This window comes from Terrirhizobium terrae (genome assembly GCF_030323265.1).
Taxonomy (GTDB): Bacteria; Pseudomonadota; Alphaproteobacteria; order Rhizobiales; family Rhizobiaceae; genus Neorhizobium.
The window spans coordinates 1,478,254-1,494,382 of record NZ_CP104992.1; the positions used below are offsets into that span (position 1 = coordinate 1,478,254).

Below are 16,129 nucleotides of genomic sequence, written 5' to 3' on the forward strand. Positions count from 1 at the left end.
TTGTCACGCCGCCCCGCACAGACGATCGGCGGATGGTCAGGACGCTCTTTCAAACGCCACGACAGTCCCCACAGCTTGCGGGCGATCCTGTCGGTCGCCAGATGCGGGAAGCTGAGTGCCAGGATGCGCTGCCCCCGGCGGGAAAGGGCAGATGGACCTGGCTCTGCGGCGAGGTGAAATTGACGGTCATGGGGGTTCCACTCCAGAAGAAAGGAGAGAGGAGCCGGGTTTCGGCTCTTCTCCAGGATAAGCTGGAAGACGGGATGGCCAATGCTGCCGCCAAGCATCGTGCCATCGGGGAGGCGGCGCCTTAGAGCCGGCGCCGGTTTGACGAGCAGGCGGAAGGAGGCGCTGCTCGCCTCCTCCTCGCCCGCATGCCGCAACAGCAGAAGCGGCCGTCCCGCCGCTTTTGCACGTAGGCTGAGCCTGCGGCTTTCCGTCAGGCCGAAGGCTTTGGGATTGCCGTGAATTTCCAGAATGGTCGCGGCGAAAGCCCCGCTTGTCAGCGCCGCCTCCGCCAGCCAGAGAGCATCATCCAGCCTGCGCGGCGATGCATGGAAAACGGCAGTCGGATCGATACCGAACTGACCTATGCCTGAGACATAGGGAACGCCGGATTCGCAAGCGAGAAGACTGTCCGCGATCCAGAGAACAGGGCCGCTCTCATGAACCTCTACGGACGAGGCAAGCGACAGGACGAAGCCCGTGGCCGCCCCTGCATCATACATGGAGAGTGACCGTATTTCGGTGATGCCATCGAGCACGAGACCGCCCTCCAATGCTTCATCGAGCACCTGGATGCCGAATGGCAGTCGTGCCCGCTCGCCCCTCCCCCTCGAATAGCCAGATCCGTCTGCTCTGCTGCAGCCACTGCCGGCAAAGCCTTGTCTTCCAGTCTGGCGATCTGTTCACGCAGGGTAAAAAGCACGTCCTGCGCCGTGGCGTGTCCGGCCATGGCGTCAGCTCCATCTCTATATGTTCACTTTATGTTCTTATAGATTCCAGAGCTTGCCGGTAGAGTCAATCAGCCTCTGACAGGAATCTTTTCCTCATTTGCTATAGCAATGATTCTTATCTCGAAAAAAGCCGCCACTAGCCTTATATGTGAGCGATATGAGGGAGAACTTATGGCTCGCATTGATCAAACCGACGACTGGCGGGATCGCCACGCGCCTACGCTGAGCGCGTTTGAATCGCTGGCGATCGACGCTTACGGTCATCTTCCGCAGGAATTCAGGGCGCTCACCGCCAATCTCACCATCGAGATCGAGGATTTCCCGGACGACGACGTTTTTGAAGACATGGCGCTCGAAACGCCGTTCGATCTGCTAGGCCTGTTCGAAGGACGCGGCATTTCGGAGCGTTTCACCGTCGAGACGGGCGAACTGCCGAACCGGATCCGGCTCTATCGCCGGCCGATCCTGGATTATTGGGCCGAAAACGAGGAAACGCTGGGTGACATTATCACCCATGTGCTGATCCACGAAATCGGCCACCATTTTGGTCTGAGCGACGACGACATGGAGCGCATCGAGGCCAGCGCGGAGAATGCTACCCAGCGCTGACCCATATGAACTGTCGGCGTCTTACTGCTCGCCGAGCTTCATGTCGGGATGGTATTCCTTGCCTTCGACGGTCTTCGTGACGGCCTGGCCGCAATGCAATTGCCCTGTCGTCGCATTGAACGAATAGGCCGGCGCGCCATGAAGCTCCCAGCCCTTGTTGAGGGCCGCCGTGACCCTGTGGCAGAAGGCGGAATCATCGGGACCGGTGATGAAGCGATAGAGTTTCATAAGGCATTCTTTCTTTCTGCTATGATTTTGGCTTGGGCCAGAAGCTTTTCCGCCTCGGCCAGGTGAAGTCGCTCGACCATTTTCCCGTCAATGCTGATGACGTTGAGCCCTTTTGCTTCGGGCTTTTGGAATGCCGCGACAATGGCTTGCGCATCTTCGATGCTTTGGGGATCAGGACCGAAATGCCGGTTTGCCGGCTCGATCTGCGAAGGATGTATCAGCATCTTGCCGGAAAAGCCCATCGCGCGCGCCTGGGCGCATTCGGCATCGAACGCTAGCTCGTCCCTGAAATCGTTGAACACGCTGTCGATCACGTCGACGCCATGGGCACGGCCGGCCAGAACCACCTGCATCAGCCACGGAACGAGATAGGCGCGGCCTGCCTGCGGCAGAACCCCGGTTTCCTTGCGCAGGTCGTTCAGCCCGACAACAAAACAGCCCGGGCGCTTGGCGTCCGCAGCGATCGAAGCCGCGTTGAGGACGCCTTTCGGCGTCTCGATCATCGCCCATATGGCGATCGTGTCGGCCCGATCGGACGCTGCAAGGATCTCGGAAACCTCGACAATGTCGGAGACGCTCTCGACCTTGGGAACGAGCACGGCATCCGGCCTGACAGTCATGACCAGGTCCAGGTCCTGTCGCCCGAAACCGCTTGCCAGCGCATTGATGCGGATGATCCGCTCCTGCCTGGATGATCCGGCCGTCTCGAAAGCGTGAACAAGGTTGCCCCGCGCCTCCGCCTTCGCTTCCGGCGCAACGGAATCCTCCAGATCGTAGATCACCCCATCACAATCGAGACCGGGCGCCTTTTCCAGCGCACGCCTGTTGGCAGCCGGGACGCTGAGAAGGGAGCGACGAACTGTCGGGATATGATCTTTCAAGAATTCCATGCACGTCTTCTGCCAATCTTTTGATGCCGGTTCAATAAATCCCGCAGGAAAACTCTTGCAAGCCGCAATCGCCAGTCCCACATTTCCTGATGCAGAAAGGTTTGGACATGCAGAACATTCGATCCTTCTTCCTCATCATCACGGCAATTGCCGCCCTCGCCGCAGCAGCCTTGCTGACGGCCTCGCTTACGGTTGCCTTCATGGGAACGCTCGCCGTCCTCTCGCTCGGCAAGGCACTTTCCAGCCGGTTGAAGCCGGTGCCGGTGCGCGCGAAAGCGAAGCAAAGCGACATGCGCGTCTGGAACGACGGTCGCGGCACGATCATCGACATGTAAGCTCAGCCGGAATGGTTTGAAAATCGCTGAAACGCCCTAAAACCCGGGGCGTACCGATTGGTACTGAAACGGACTTCAAATCTCCCGGAAAATGCTTTATGGCAGGCTCCAACAAGTCTTTCGTGGAGGCCTATCATGGACAAATTCGATAAGCTGACGGGCGTTGCAGCCCCCTTCCGGTCGTCAATATCGACACGGATATGATCATCCCGAAGGACTACCTCAAGACGATCAAGCGCACCGGTCTTGGCAAAGGCCTGTTCGCGGAGGCCCGCTACAACGAGGACGGTTCGGAAAACCCGGATTTCGTCCTCAATAAGCCGGCCTATCGCGGCGCCAAGATCCTCGTTGCGGGTGATAATTTCGGCTGCGGTTCTTCGCGCGAACATGCCCCATGGGCGCTTCTCGATTTCGGCATCCGCTGTGTCATTTCCACCAGCTTCGCCGACATCTTCTACAACAACTGTTTCAAGAACGGCATCCTGCCGATCGTGGTCAGCCCGGAAGACCTGGAAAAGCTGCTGGATGACGCCGAGCGCGGCGCAAACGCCATCCTGACGGTCGATCTGGAAGCCCAGGAAATCACCGGCCCCGATGGCGGACGCCTGCATTTCGACATCGACGCCGGCCGCCGCCACATTCTTCTCGAAGGCCTGGACGACATCGCCTCGACCTTGAAGAGCGATGCGGCCATTTCGACCTTTGAAGCGAAGAACCGCACCGAACGTCCGTGGCTCTGAGGGCGGAGAAGCCCTCATGACCGATCGCATTTCCTTTGAAGCATGTTTTGCCGTGACGGTTATCATCGATACCGTCACGTCTTGACCCGTTCCAGCCTCGTCCTTCGGCAGGCTCGGACGAGGCTTTGCCAAGCGCTGTAAACCGCGCCGAAAAATGGTGAGCCTGTCGAACCCAAGGTGTTTACGACATGGCAAAGAACCTCTTCCTCCTTCCCGGCGACGGCATCGGCCCCGAGGCCATGGGCGAAGTCCGCAAGATCATCGCCTATATGAACGACGCCATGGGCGCGGGCTTCGCTCTCGATGAGGGCCTCGTTGGCGGTTGCGCCTATGATGCCCATGGCGCCGCGATCTCCGAGGAGGACATGGCCAAGGCCATGGCGGCCGACGCGGTTCTCTTCGGCGCCGTCGGCGGCCCGAAATGGGATGGTGTCGCCTACGAAGTCCGTCCCGAGGCGGGTCTTCTGCGCCTGCGCAAGGACATGGAACTCTTTGCCAACCTGCGCCCAGCCATCTGCTATCCGGCGCTGGCCTCCGCCTCGTCGCTGAAGCCGGAACTGGTCGACGGGCTCGATATCCTGATCATCCGCGAACTGACCGGCGGCGTCTATTTCGGCGAGCCGAAGGAGATCATCGATCTCGGCAACGGCCAGAAGCGCGGCATCGATACCCAGGTCTACGACACCTACGAGATCGAGCGCATTGCCGGCGTCGCCTTCGAACTAGCGCGCACCCGCAAGAACGCGGTCTGCTCGATGGAAAAGCGCAACGTCATGAAGTCCGGCGTGCTGTGGAACCAGGTCGTCACCGAAACCCACAAGCGCTCCTATTCCGACGTCAAGCTGGAGCACATGCTGGCTGATGCCGGCGGCATGCAGCTGGTCCGCGCCCCTAAGCAGTTCGACGTCATCGTCACCGACAACCTGTTCGGCGACATGTTGTCCGACGTTGCCGCCATGCTGACCGGATCGCTCGGTATGCTGCCTTCGGCTTCGCTCGGTGCACCGGACGGCAAGACCGGCAAGCGCAAGGCCCTTTACGAGCCGGTTCACGGTTCGGCACCGGATATCGCCGGCAAGGGCATCGCGAACCCGATCGCCATGATCGCTTCCTTCGCCATGTGCCTGCGCTATTCGTTCAACATGATCAAGGACGCCGACAACCTGGAAAAGGCGATTGCCAACGTTCTCGATCAGGGCATTCGCACCGGCGACATCATGGCCGATGGCTGCCGCCAGGTCGGCACGTCCGAAATGGGCGATACGATCCTGAAGGAATTCCGGACGCTGTCTGCCTGAACTTAAAAATGAGGACCTGCTCGAAATGGGCAGGTCCTGTTTTTCGGCTGTCATCAAGCCGGACTATGGTCGCCTCGCAATCAGCCACGACGCGCCAAGCACCGGACCGATGAAGCACACGATCAAGACCCTGCGCCGCCGCAGCGAACGCTGCCAGAAATCGAATTTTTCGCTCTGTTGCATCTGGACCTGGGCCTTCATCACGATCAACCTGATCTTGCTTGCCCTGTTCCTGCTGGATGGCCCTGTGGCTTCCTACGCACAGAACCATGCCCAGATCCTGAAGCCGATGGGCAGCACGATCACCGATTTGGGCAAGTCCGACTGGATCTTGTTCGGCAGCCTGTTCATTTTCGTCGAGGCACTGGTCGCCTACCGCCTTTCGCCGACATTGAAAGGCCGCTTCCAGGCGGCCTTCGTCAGCCATATGGCGATCTACATCTTCCTTTGCGTCAGCCTGTCCGGCATTCTGGCGAATGTATTGAAGCGGATCATCGGCCGCGCGCGCCCTAATATGTACGACGAACTTGGCTTCCTGAGCTTCGACAATTTTGCCGGTAGCGCACGCTTTGAAAGCTTTCCTCTGGCCACGCCACAACGGTCGGCGCGCTGATGATGGCGATGGCGCTGATCGCTCCGCCCTACAGGCTAGTCTTCCTCAGCATGGCCCTCTGGCTCGGTTTCTCGCGCGTCATCGTCGGCGCGCATTATCCGAGCGACGTGATTGCCGGGCTCGCGCTCGGCGCCTGGTTCTCGTTGGCGATGGCCATCGTCTTCGCCCGCCACAAGATCCTCTTCCAGCAGAACCCTGATGGCCTGCCTGTCCTGCGCCATCCGCTTCCGGTTTCGCTGAGACGGCGCGGCCTCACCAATCAGAAGCCCGACTATCGCCGGAGACTTGCAAATTATCGGCTAGGCTTCGCCAGAAGCTGAAAAAGCCCGGCACAAGTGCCGGGCTTTTCGCTTTCGGTTTAAATACGTCCGCGCATCACTCCGCGTGGATATCGCGATCCTTGGTTTCCGGCAGGAAGAGCACACCGATCACAAGGCATATCGCTGCGAAGACGATCGGGTACCAGAGACCGTAGTAGATGTTGCCGGCCGCCGCGCTCATGGCGAAAGCCGTTGCCGGCAGAAGTCCGCCGAACCAGCCGTTGCCGATGTGATAGGGCAGCGACATGCCGGTATAGCGGATGCGGGTCGGGAAGAGCTCGACCAGCAAGGCGGCGATCGGGCCATAGACCATCGTCACGTAGAGCACGAGAACGAAGAGGACCGCGATCGTGCCGACCCAGTTCACCCGCGCCGGATCTGCCGTCATCGTGAAGGTACCGCCATTAGCGATTGTGTAGACCGGCATATCGGTCACGCCAGCGGCCTCATCAGCGGTCAGCAGCTTCTGTGACACGAGGTCCGCAGCAGGCACCGTCGCCTTGTCACCGGCACGGACGGCAGCGGCATCGAGGCCTAGTTCCGGATTGGCGGCAACAAAGGCGTCGAGCTTGGAATCCGGCACCTTGGCTGCACCACGCGTCAGCGGATAGCCCGCATCGTGAAGTGCAACGTTAATGCCCTTTTCGAGCCCCGTCTGTTTGGCCTTGGCATCGGTGCCGGCAGCGATCGCATCATAGCTCGTTACCGTATTGTCGCCGATCTTGACTGTCGCAGGCTGGCCCGCAGGACCAGGCACCACTTCGTAGGGCACCGAGTTCTTGGTCAGGAACGCCGTCGCGATATCGCAGGAACTGGTGAACTTCGACGTACCGGTCGGGTTGAACTGGAATTTGCAGTCTGCCGGGTCCGACGTCACCGTCGCGCGGATCGAAGCCTGGGCTTCGGCGAGCGCCGGGTTTGCCATATGCGTCAGCGCCTTGAACAGCGGCATGTAGGTGACGGCTGCAATGAGCAAGCCGGCCATGATGATCGGCTTACGGCCGATCTTGTCGGACAGTGCACCGAAGATGACGAAGAACGGCGTAGCCAGGAACAGCGCGATCGCCACCATGATATTGGCGGCCTGCAGATCAACCTTCAGCACGTTCTGCAGGAAGAACAGCGCATAGAACTGGCCGCCATACCAGACCACGGCCTGGCCCATCGTGGCGCCGAGCAGCGCGATGATGGCGATCTTGGCATTCCTCCAGGTACCGAAGGCTTCCGTCAGCGGCGCCTTGGAACCCTTGCCCTCGGCCTTCATCTTCTGGAAGGCAGGCGACTCGTTCATCTTCACGCGGATCCAGACGGACACGCCGAGCAGGACGACCGAGACGAGGAACGGAATGCGCCATCCCCAGGCAGCGAAGGCCGCATTGCCCATGATCGACTGGACCGTGACGATGACGACCAGCGACAGGAACAGACCGAGCGTCGCCGTCGTCTGGATCCAGGATGTGAAATAGCCGCGCCGGCCATTTGGAGCGTGTTCCGCCACATAGGTCGCGGCACCACCATATTCACCGCCGAGCGCAAGGCCCTGGAGCAGGCGCAGGATGATCAGGATGATCGGAGCAGCGATGCCGATTGTCGCCGCCCCCGGCAGGATACCGACCAGGAAGGTCGAGAAGCCCATGATCAGGATGGTGACGAGAAACGTATATTTGCGGCCGACGAGATCACCCAGGCGACCGAAGACCAGCGCCCCGAACGGGCGAACCAGGAAGCCCGCAGCGAACGCCAGAAGCGTGAAGATGTTGCGCGTCGCTTCGGGATACTGCGTGAAGAATGTGGCGCCGATATAGGTGGCCAGCGATCCGTAAAGATAGAAGTCGTACCATTCGAACACGGTACCGAGAGAAGAAGCGAAGATGACCTTCTTTTCTTCCCGTGTCATGGGGCCGGCTTTCGTACCGGCCGCCGTTGCGACGTTTGCCATTGTCGTCCTCCCAACAAGGTGAAACCCACGGTGTCGCTACTTTGGCTTTTCCTCCTCCGCCAACGCAGCTTCCACGCGATTGTCGAAGATTGCCAGAATTCGAGACATCCGGTGAGCGATGCTTTGGGATTATGACTTTCGTCTAATAGCGAGCGCTGCTCGCGGGTCACCCAAGTTGCAGGCGCGACGCTTGACTCGTGCGCAAAATCTTCTAAACACCTTGCCGAACGGGAACACCACCATGCACGCTGGCGACTACATCATCGCGTCATGCAGACTGTCGGCAGCTGATGCCGGACAGCGTGTAGGCTTTTCCGCTTTCTCCAAAACCATGGCCAAAACGACGACGAAAATTATCGTCTGACGTCTCTGGCCTCCGCTCTCTCCCCGGCAGGTCCGGGGACAAGGAACACCGCGCAGCATGCCGCGGCTTCCCCTCAACCACCCGAGGAGAGACAGAAAGAGAGCATAGACATGGGTTTCAAGATCGCAATCGCCGGCGCGACCGGCAATGTCGGCAGGGAAATGCTGAACATCCTGGCCGAGCGTGGTTTTCCGGCGAGCGAAGTCGTCGCACTGGCTTCCGCCCGTTCGCAGGGCACCGAGGTTTCCTTCGGCGACAAGACGCTCAAGGTCTCGAACCTTGAGAACTATGATTTCTCCGACACCGATATCTGCCTGATGTCTGCGGGCGGCGATGCCTCCAAGAAGTGGTCGCCGAAGATCGGCGCGCAGGGCTGCGTTGTCATCGACAACTCCTCCGCCTGGCGCTACGATTCCGAAGTTCCGCTGATCGTGCCGGAAGTAAATCCGGATGCGATCGCGGGCTTTGCCAAGAAGAACATCATCGCCAACCCGAATTGCTCGACCGCCCAGCTGGTCGTGGCCCTGAAGCCGCTGCATGATTTCGCCAAGATCAAGCGCGTCGTCGTCTCCACCTACCAGTCGGTCTCCGGTGCCGGCAAGGAAGGCATGGACGAGCTCTTTACCCAGACCCGCGCCGTCTTCGTCGCCGATCCGATCGAATCCAAGAAGTTCACCAAGCGCATCGCCTTCAACGTCATTCCGCACATCGACGTCTTCATGGAAGACGGCTACACGAAGGAAGAGTGGAAGGTTCTGGCCGAAACCAAGAAGATGCTGGACCCGAAGATCAAGGTAACTTGCACCGCCGTTCGCGTGCCGGTCTTCATCGGCCATTCGGAATCCGTCAACATCGAATTCGAGAACGAGATCACCGCCGATCAGGCCCGCGATATCCTGCGCGAAGCTCCGGGCTGCCTCGTCATCGACAAGCATGAGAACGGCGGCTACATCACCCCGGTCGAATCCGCCGGCGAAGATGCGACCTACATCTCTCGTATCCGCGAGGATGCGACGGTCGAGAACGGCCTCAACCTGTGGGTCGTTTCCGACAACCTGCGCAAGGGTGCAGCACTCAACGCGGTTCAGATCGCCGAGCTTCTTGTCAATCGCGGCCTCATCAAGCCGCGTCAGGCTGCCGCCTGATCGATAGGAATTGTTAAGCATCTTAAATTAGAAAATCCCGTCGAGAGGCGGGATTTTCTTTTTCCGCTCAATGCCTTCACGAACTATTCATGGCCGTTTCACTGCTGATTGCTTGCAAGCGAAGCGCTTTACAACGAATAGTGAGCGAGAAGGTGTACAGCAATCGACTGGCAATCACGGGTTTTCGCATGAACAAGATTTTATTGGCAGGATTGGTCCTCACCGGATTGGCGGTTGCGGGCCCTGCGGCTGCGCAGCAATGCGGCAACGATTCATCCGGCTTCAATCGCTGGGTCGAAGACTTCAAGCGGGTTGCTCCGTCGAACGGCGTTAGCGCCTCGGTGGTCGAGCGGGCCTTCGCGAGCGTTTCCTACAATCGCGAAACCATCCGTGCCGACCGCGGCCAACGCAGCTTCAAGCTCTCCTTCGATGAGTTCCTGAAGAAGCGTGGTGCGACCACCATCATTGCCCGCGGCAAGAAGATGAAGTCTGCCAATGCGGCCCTCTTCGACCGCCTCGAACGCCGCTACGGCGTGCCGTCCGGCCCGATCATCGCGATCTGGGGCATGGAGACCGGCTTCGGCGGCTTCATGGGCAACCAGCACACGCTCTCGGCTGTCGCCACCCTCGCCTATGATTGCCGCCGCTCGGCCTATTTCACCGAACAGCTCTATGCCGCCCTGCAGCTCGTCGCCCGTGGCGACTTGAGCACGAGCGCAAAGGGTGCGGCTCACGGCGAAATCGGCCAGACGCAGTTCCTGCCGCTCAACGTCATTCGCTACGGTGCGGATGGCGATGGCGACGGACATATCGACATGGTTCGTTCCCGCGCTGATGCGCTGGCCTCGACGGCAAACTTCTTGAAGGGCCACGGATGGTCTGCCGGTGCAGGCTACCAGCCCGGAGAGCCGAATTTCGGCGCCATCCAGGGCTGGAATGCTGCAAGCGTGTATCAGCGGGCAATCGCCTATATGGGCGCCGAGATCGACGGTCGGTAAAAATCAGGAAGCGGGGGCCTGATCCGGTTCGGCAGGCCCCTGTTCCTCTTCGAGATCGGGGCGCATGAAATCGCCCTTCTCGTTCATAACCCACAATTCACCGCTCGAAATATCGAACCAGGCGCCATGAACGCCGAGCTCTCCCTTGTCCGTCAGCTTGCGGACGAAGGGGAAGGTCTGGAGATTGGCGATCGAATTGCGGATCGATACCCGTTCCAGCGCCGTCTGACGCTCGCTCTGGGTCATCAGATCATTGCTCTGGATCTGTGCCGCGGCGGGACGAACGAGGCCCATCCACTTGCCGATGAAGTCCCCTTCGGAGAGCGGCTTCATCGACGGATCGAGTGCTGCCTGGATGCCGCCGCAGCGACCATGGCCCATCACCACGATATTGCGGATCTCAAGCACCTGAACCGCATATTCGACGGCAGCCGACGTGCCGTGGAACTGACTGTCCGGCTCGTAGCGCGGCACCATGTTGGCGACGTTGCGCACGACGAAAAGTTCCCCGGGCCGCAGTCGAAAATCGTCTCGGGCGCGGCGCGGGAGTCACAACAGGCAATCAGAAGCGTATGCGGCTTCTGGCCGGTGTCCGCCAGTACCCGGTAACGTTCGCGTTCGTCGCTGTAGCGACCGCTCATGAAATTGCGGTAGCCCGCAAGCAGTTTGTCAGGAAAGTGCGTCATGACGGCAACGATTATTACGCCTTCATGGGAAGATCAACGGTCCATGCCGCAAGGCCAGAGAATCCCCAACCTGTGCGCAAGTCGCGATTTTGTTGTGTTTTGACAGTTGCTTTGCCACATCCTGTCAATAATGGTCGTCATAACAATGCGATTTGCTCCGAATAGAACAGATTCGAAGGTCTGTTCGGAGCATTCAGCCAAGAAAGGGAGAGGTCATGGTCTGGAAGCATAGCCCGAAGCGCAACAAGCAGATGGAGGGCGCGCGCGCTGCCGCAAGCAAGGCCGGCAAGGACTTCCTCGATCCCTCAATCCTGTTCGGACGCGCCAGCGATGACGACTTGGTCGCCTACACGCCCGACATGCTCGGCATCGCAGCCGCCCATGCCGGAGCCCGCCTGAAGCAATGGAACCGCGTCCGCGCCGATATCACCATCACCCAGATTCCAGGCGTGGAGCCTAATGGCGTGCCGGTATGGGTGCTGACGGTCATCGACCGCAACATGCCGTTCCTGTTCGATTCCATCATGGGCGAGGTCACTGCCAACCATCGTGGTATCGCGATGGCCGTACACCCGATCCTGACAATCGAGCCCGGCAAGGAACCGGTGCTTCGCAGCAATGAGGCACCCGTCGACCCGGCCCATCAGGTCAGCCTGATCCAGGTCCATATTGCGCAGCTGAACGAGGAGCAGACCAGCCATCTGATCGAGCGTATCCGCTTCATCCTCGATCAGGTCCATCTGGCGATCACAGACTGGTCGGCCATGCTGGACACGATGGACAGCGCGGCAAAGCAACTGATGAACGCCAAGCCCCGCAAGGGCGCCGATCGCGATGAGGCGCTCGCCTTCATCGACTGGCTGCGCGACGACAATTTCATGTTCCTCGGCATGCGTGAATATGTCTATTCCGGCAAGGGATCGCAGGCGAAGGTCGAGCGCGGCAAAGGCAGGGGCCTCGGCATCCTGTCGGACCCGGACGTGCTGGTCCTGCGCCAGGGCAAGGATCAGGTCACGACCACGCCGGAAATCCTCGAATTCCTCGACGGCCCGGAATTCCTGATCGTCACCAAGGCCAATGTGAAATCCGTCGTCCATCGCCGCGCCTATATGGACTATGTCGGCGTCAAGCGCTTCGACGAGAATGGCCGCGTCGTAGGCGAACTCCGGATCGTCGGTCTCTTCACCGCAACAGCCTATACCCAGTCCGTGCGCGACGTTCCGCTGCTGCGGGCGAAGGCTGCCGGCATCGAGGAGCATTTCGGCTTCGACCCCTATAGCCATTCGGGCCGCATGCTGGAAAACACGCTGGAATCCTATCCGCGCGACGATCTCTTCCAGATCGAGCCCGAGCTGCTCGCGAAATTCTGCGAACAGATCATGGAATTGAACGAGCGGCCCCGCGTTCGCGTGCTCGCGCGTATCGACCATTTCGACCGCTTCGTCTCCACCATCGTCTACGTGCCGCGCGAGGATTACAATTCGCTGGTTCGCGAAAAGGTCGGCGCCTATCTCGCGCAGGTCTTCGAGGGCCATGTATCGGCCTATTATCCGGCCTTCCCCGAGGGCGGTGTGGCCCGCGTCCACTTCATCATCGGCCGCAGCGGCGGCAAGACGCCCCGCATCCCGCAGGCAAAGCTTGAAGAGGCAATCCGCCTCATCGCCCTTCCATGGGACGAGCAGTTCGCGGCACTCGCAGGTGATGGCCCGCGCCTTTCGGTCACCAACGCCTTCCAGGAAGCCTTCACGCCCGAAGAGACTTTCGTGGACCTGCCGGACATCGCGGCCTGCGTCGCCGGCGAGACGATCCGCATCGAATTCTATCGACGCCCCACCGACGAGCCGAACGCGGTGTCGCTGAAGATCTTCCACCGCGACCATCACCTGTCGCTCTCGCGCCGCGTGCCGCTTCTGGAAAACCTCGGGTTCCGCGTCGTCAGCGAACAGACGTTTGAGATCCATGCCGGCCCGGAAGCCAAGCTCATCGTCCTGCACGACATGGAGCTGCAGCTTCGCGACAATCGTGAGATCGATCTGTCGCGCGAAGGCCCGCTGCTGGAGGAAGCCTTCCTGCTCGCCTTCGAAGGCCTGATCGACAATGACGGCTTCAACCGTCTCGTCCTGCTCTCCGGCCTTTCTGCGCGCGAGACGACGGTTCTGCGTGCCTATGCCCGCTATCTGCGGCAGACGGGCATTGTCTATTCCCAGACCTATATCGCCGACACGCTGGTCAAATATCCGCACATCTCGGCGGCGCTCTTCGAACTCTTCCGGGTCGGCTTCGACCCCGCCCTCGGAGAAAAGGCGAGAACGAAGAAGCTTACCCAGCTACACGAGACGATCGAGGAGAGCCTCGGTGCCGTCCCGAGCCTCGACGAGGACCGGACGTTGCGGCGCTTCGTCAACGCCGTCGATTCCACGCTGCGCTCCAACTACTTCCAGCGCGACGAGGCCGGAGCACCGAACCGGATGCTCGCCTTCAAGTTCGATCCCAAGCAGCTCGACGGCCTGCCCGAACCACGGCCCTTCCGCGAAATGTTCGTCTACGGCACCGAGGTGGAAGGCGTTCATCTGCGCTTCGGCAAGGTCGCCCGCGGCGGTCTGCGCTGGTCGGATCGCGGCGAGGATTACCGCACCGAGATCCTCGGTCTGGTAAAGGCCCAGCAGGTCAAGAACGCCGTCATCGTGCCGGTCGGCGCCAAGGGCGGCTTCTTCCCCAAGATGCTGCCGGCAGGCGGCACCCGCGAAGAGATCTTCAACGCGGGCAGGGAAGCCTACAAGACCTATATCCGCACGCTTCTTTCGATCACCGACAATATCGTCGAGGGCGAGATCGTCGGCCCGAAGAACACGATCCGGATCGATGGTAACGACCCCTATTTCGTCGTCGCCGCCGACAAGGGCACCGCGACCTTCTCCGACACGGCCAATGGTCTCGCGCAGGAAGCCGGCTTCTGGCTGGACGACGCCTTCGCCTCGGGTGGCTCGGCCGGTTACGACCACAAGAAAATGGGCATCACCGCCCGCGGTGCCTGGGAAGCCGTCAAGCGGCACTTCCGCGAGATGGATGTCGATATCCAGACGACGCCCTTCAATGTCATCGGCGTCGGCGACATGTCGGGCGACGTCTTCGGCAACGGCATGCTTCTGTCCGAGAAGATCAGGCTGATCGCCGCCTTCGACCACCGCGACATCTTCATCGATCCGGATCCGGATACCGAAAAATCCTTTGCCGAGCGCAACCGCATGTTCGCGCTGCCGCGCTCCAGCTGGCAGGATTATGACCGCAGCACCCTGTCGGACGGCGCGATGATCATCTCCCGCGCGGAGAAATCCGTGAAGCTGACGAAGCAGGCGGCAGCGGCGATCGGCATCGACAAGACGACCGCGACCCCACTCGAGATTATGACCGCGATCCTCAAGAGCGAGGCCGATCTTCTCTGGTTCGGCGGCATCGGCACCTATATCAAGGCAGCCTCCGAGACCGATACGGAAGTCGGCGACCGCGCCAACGACCCGATCTGCATCACCGCTGCGGAAGTACGCGCCAAGGTGATCGGCGAGGGCGCCAATCTCGGTGTCACCCAGAAGGGCCGCATCGCCTATGCGCTTGCCGGCGGGCGTTGCAATTCCGACGCGATCGACAATTCGGCCGGCGTCAATTCCTCCGACGTCGAGGTCAATATCAAGATCGCGCTCAACGCCGCCATGCAGGATGGCCGCCTCAGCCGCGCCAAGCGCAACCAGCTGCTGGCCTCTATGACGGACGAGGTGGCAGCCCTCGTTCTGCGCAACAATTACCTCCAGCCGCTTTCCATCTCGCTTGTCGAGCGCCGGGGAACGGCAAATCGCGAGCAGCTTTCCCGCCTCATGTCGGTGCTGGAAGCCCAGGGCAATCTCAACCGCAAGGTCGAGACCCTGCCGGATGATGCCGAGCTTGCAGAACGCTATGCTTCCGGCCGGCCACTGACGAGGCCGGAAATCGGCGTGCTTCTCTCCTATTCGAAGATCGTTCTCTTCGATGCATTGCTTGAAAGCGCAATCCCGGACGACCCCTATTTCGCGGCCGTCCTGAAGGCTTACTTCCCCGGCAAGATGCAGAAGCCCTATGCCGCTGACATCCAGAGCCACCGCCTGCACCGCGAAATCGTCGCCACTGCCTTGGCGAACGAAGCGGTCAACCGCGGCGGCCCCGGCTTCATCCAGCTGATGAGCGACATGACCGGTGCCACCGCCGCAAATGTCGTGAAGGCGGCGTTTCTCATCCGCGACGGGTTCGACCTGCCGGACCTCTGGGCACAGAATCGATGCGCTCGACACACAGATTCCGGGGCGCACGCAGAACGATCTCTATGCCCAGATCAACCGGATCATCATCATCGGCACCTACCTGGCCCTGCAGACGCAGATCAGCGCCGCACCGATGACCGAAGCCGTCGCCCGGCTGAAGGCGGCGATCAAGGGCCTGCGCGCAACCGTCACGGATGACGTTATTGCCGAGACAGCGCCTCTGGCAGCCGAACTGGAGGCACAGGGGCGCCGACGGATCTCATCGGTGAAATCCGCATGCTGTCCGCGCTCGTGATCGTGCCGGAGATCATGCTGATCGCCGACCGCACGGGCGAGACCATGGCCCGCGCCACGGAGAGCTATTTCGCCGTGACCGAGACCTTCCGCGTCAACCGCCTGATCGCGGCCGGCGAGCGGATCGGTACGTCGGATCACTACGAGAGCCTCGCCCTGTCACGCGGCCTGCAGCAGCTCGCCTCCGCACGCCGCGACATCGTCACGGCGGCGCTGACCGAGCATCGAAAGGAGAAGAAGCCCGTCGCTGCCTGGATCGCGGCCGACCGCGTTCGGGTCAACCGCATCGGTGCCGAACTCATGACGCTCGGCGAAAGCGGCGATCTGACTCTGCCGAAGATCTCCGTCGCCGCCGGCCTGCTGGGCGATCTGGCGCACGGACGGGCGCTTTAAAGCTGCGCCTCGAATGGGCAAACGGAGGCCGA

At 60.7% G+C, this 16,129-nt stretch carries 10 protein-coding genes and 4 pseudogenes; 9 read left to right on the top strand and 5 right to left on the bottom strand.

What is annotated here, in order from left to right; translation table 11 throughout:
• Positions 1-36: 36 nt before the first annotated feature.
• Positions 37-955 (bottom strand): annotated as a pseudogene (locus tag N7E02_RS29740) (ImuA family protein).
• Between the two features lie 172 nt (positions 956-1,127).
• Here N7E02_RS29740 and N7E02_RS14975 point away from each other — a divergent pair.
• Complete coding sequence (locus tag N7E02_RS14975; protein ID WP_286582879.1) at positions 1,128-1,565, top strand: metallopeptidase family protein; 438 nt, start codon at positions 1,128-1,130, stop codon at positions 1,563-1,565.
• A 21-nt stretch (positions 1,566-1,586) separates the two neighbouring features.
• On the opposite strand, the gene N7E02_RS14980 is transcribed toward N7E02_RS14975, so the two are convergent.
• Both N7E02_RS14980 and N7E02_RS14985 read right to left on the bottom strand, forming a co-directional pair.
• Positions 1,587-1,793, bottom strand: coding sequence for a DUF1737 domain-containing protein (locus N7E02_RS14980; protein ID WP_093001808.1), 207 nt, complete (start codon positions 1,791-1,793; stop codon positions 1,587-1,589).
• Complete coding sequence (locus N7E02_RS14985) at positions 1,790-2,683, bottom strand: HpcH/HpaI aldolase/citrate lyase family protein (RefSeq protein ID WP_286582882.1); 894 nt, start codon at positions 2,681-2,683, stop codon at positions 1,790-1,792. Before N7E02_RS14985 ends, N7E02_RS14980 begins: the two co-directional genes overlap by 4 nt.
• A 107-nt stretch (positions 2,684-2,790) precedes the next feature.
• Between N7E02_RS14985 and N7E02_RS14990 the strand changes: the two genes are divergently transcribed.
• From N7E02_RS14990 to N7E02_RS15010, 5 genes and pseudogenes are all read left to right on the top strand, one after another.
• Positions 2,791-3,018: a hypothetical protein gene (locus N7E02_RS14990; protein WP_286582885.1), complete on the top strand. Its 228-nt coding sequence runs from the start codon at positions 2,791-2,793 to the stop codon at positions 3,016-3,018.
• Between the two features lie 135 nt (positions 3,019-3,153).
• Positions 3,154-3,758: pseudogene (gene leuD, locus N7E02_RS14995) on the top strand (3-isopropylmalate dehydratase small subunit).
• Between the two features lie 188 nt (positions 3,759-3,946).
• Positions 3,947-5,056, top strand: a complete 1,110-nt coding sequence (leuB, locus tag N7E02_RS15000) for a 3-isopropylmalate dehydrogenase (RefSeq protein ID WP_286582886.1) — start codon at positions 3,947-3,949, stop codon at positions 5,054-5,056.
• 25 nt (positions 5,057-5,081) lie between these two features.
• Complete coding sequence (locus N7E02_RS15005; RefSeq protein ID WP_286582888.1) at positions 5,082-5,669, top strand: phosphatase PAP2 family protein; 588 nt, start codon at positions 5,082-5,084, stop codon at positions 5,667-5,669.
• On the top strand, positions 5,669-5,989 hold the full coding sequence (locus tag N7E02_RS15010) for a phosphatase PAP2 family protein (RefSeq protein WP_286582890.1): 321 nt from the start codon (positions 5,669-5,671) through the stop codon (positions 5,987-5,989). Before N7E02_RS15005 ends, N7E02_RS15010 begins: the two co-directional genes overlap by 1 nt.
• A 55-nt stretch (positions 5,990-6,044) precedes the next feature.
• Here N7E02_RS15010 and N7E02_RS15015 read toward each other — a convergent pair whose 3' ends face one another.
• Positions 6,045-7,928, bottom strand: coding sequence for an MFS transporter (locus tag N7E02_RS15015; RefSeq protein ID WP_286582892.1), 1,884 nt, complete (start codon positions 7,926-7,928; stop codon positions 6,045-6,047).
• Positions 7,929-8,402: 474 nt separating this feature from the next.
• On the opposite strand from N7E02_RS15015, the gene N7E02_RS15020 reads away from it, so the two are divergent.
• Together N7E02_RS15020 and N7E02_RS15025 are read left to right on the top strand one after the other, a co-directional pair.
• A complete protein-coding gene (locus tag N7E02_RS15020; protein WP_286582895.1) occupies positions 8,403-9,437 on the top strand; it encodes an aspartate-semialdehyde dehydrogenase in 1,035 nt (344 codons plus the stop codon).
• A 188-nt stretch (positions 9,438-9,625) separates the two neighbouring features.
• Positions 9,626-10,435 (top strand): lytic murein transglycosylase, encoded by an 810-nt coding sequence (locus N7E02_RS15025; RefSeq protein ID WP_286582896.1) that lies wholly within the window; start codon positions 9,626-9,628, stop codon positions 10,433-10,435.
• 3 nt (positions 10,436-10,438) lie between these two features.
• Here N7E02_RS15025 and N7E02_RS15030 read toward each other — a convergent pair.
• Positions 10,439-11,121: pseudogene (locus tag N7E02_RS15030) on the bottom strand (carbonic anhydrase).
• Positions 11,122-11,336: 215 nt separating this feature from the next.
• Here N7E02_RS15030 and N7E02_RS15035 point away from each other — a divergent pair.
• Positions 11,337-16,097, top strand: a pseudogene (locus tag N7E02_RS15035) (NAD-glutamate dehydrogenase).
• Positions 16,098-16,129 lie beyond the last annotated feature (32 nt).

Coding starts and splice junctions, on each gene's coding strand:
- N7E02_RS14975 (WP_286582879.1), top strand. CDS start 1,128: ATGGCTCGCATTGATCAAACCGACGACTGGCGGGATCGCCACGCGCCT.
- N7E02_RS14980 (WP_093001808.1), bottom strand. CDS start 1,793: ATGAAACTCTATCGCTTCATCACCGGTCCCGATGATTCCGCCTTCTGC.
- N7E02_RS14985 (WP_286582882.1), bottom strand. CDS start 2,683: ATGGAATTCTTGAAAGATCATATCCCGACAGTTCGTCGCTCCCTTCTC.
- N7E02_RS14990 (WP_286582885.1), top strand. CDS start 2,791: ATGCAGAACATTCGATCCTTCTTCCTCATCATCACGGCAATTGCCGCC.
- leuB (WP_286582886.1), top strand. CDS start 3,947: ATGGCAAAGAACCTCTTCCTCCTTCCCGGCGACGGCATCGGCCCCGAG.
- N7E02_RS15005 (WP_286582888.1), top strand. CDS start 5,082: ATGGGCAGGTCCTGTTTTTCGGCTGTCATCAAGCCGGACTATGGTCGC.
- N7E02_RS15010 (WP_286582890.1), top strand. CDS start 5,669: ATGATGGCGATGGCGCTGATCGCTCCGCCCTACAGGCTAGTCTTCCTC.
- N7E02_RS15015 (WP_286582892.1), bottom strand. CDS start 7,928: ATGGCAAACGTCGCAACGGCGGCCGGTACGAAAGCCGGCCCCATGACA.
- N7E02_RS15020 (WP_286582895.1), top strand. CDS start 8,403: ATGGGTTTCAAGATCGCAATCGCCGGCGCGACCGGCAATGTCGGCAGG.
- N7E02_RS15025 (WP_286582896.1), top strand. CDS start 9,626: ATGAACAAGATTTTATTGGCAGGATTGGTCCTCACCGGATTGGCGGTT.